This is a genomic window from Alcanivorax sp. HI0044 (genome assembly GCF_001634945.1).
In genome coordinates this window covers 1-872 of the sequence record NZ_LWEZ01000320.1, presented here as the reverse complement: position 1 = coordinate 872, position 872 = coordinate 1, and the positions used below count along the sequence as shown (strand labels likewise).

The window sequence follows — 872 nt, the reverse complement described above, 5'->3', positions numbered from 1 at the left end:
GGACAGGCCGGTATCAGTGAGGCGGTGATTCACCCGTACCTGGCTGATATCCATGCTGGCGCCCGCCGACACCCCGGTTTCACTGGAAACAAACAGCTCAATGCCCGCATTGGCGGAGCCAAGCTGCTCATCACTGTTGCCCACATTGGAACTTGCATTGGAGCGTAACAGCCACTTGCCCCGTGTGATCTGGTCGATCACAGCCGGGTCGCTAATCACCGCCACAAAGCGCTCCGCCCGCGCACCAATCCCCAGCCCCATGCGAACGGAATGAATATCCAGGTAGGTATGGGTGTCATCGCGCTGGTCGTGTAATACCGCCACCGACGTGCCACCCCCCAGGGGACCCAGAAGCAAAACATCGGTGGTGCCGACAATGTAACCCGGGGCAGCATCCAGTTTTTGTTGCAGCTCCGGCATCTCGGCAGAGAACTGTTGCAGCGCCTTGTCGGTTTTCCAGTCAACCTGTACGCGCACGGCATCCACATCAGCCACTGGCGTCCCCACACAGCCGGTAAGAATTCCCACACCGAATACCAGCAAGGCCAGTTTGACTGATAGAAACAAATGCCCCATTCACCGCTTCCCTATGCTACTTATCGTAGATTCCATCATTCCTTCACCGGATGGTGGACGGTTTTGGGGAAAGTGTCACGCTACAGACGGGAAGCCCATGGCCACCATGCGCGATGCGCTAACCGAGGAGCCACGCCAGGCAGATATATCCCAGCGCGGCGACAACCCCGGCAAGCTGAAAAATAACGGCCATGATCGCCGCCGGCCGCGTCCACTGATACCGATCCAGAACAAAGACAATTACCCCGAGGGCAATGCACAATGCAGCAGGTATCTTGAGTTCAGGAGACGGGCCA

Annotated in this window: 1 protein-coding gene; it reads right to left on the bottom strand. The window is 57.8% G+C overall.

Annotation, left to right across the window (positions count from 1 at the left end):
• On the bottom strand, window positions 1–576 hold a 576-nt coding region (locus A3730_RS03855), incomplete at its 3' end, for a hypothetical protein (protein ID WP_156500874.1).
• Between the last annotated feature and the right edge of the window lie 296 nt (window positions 577–872).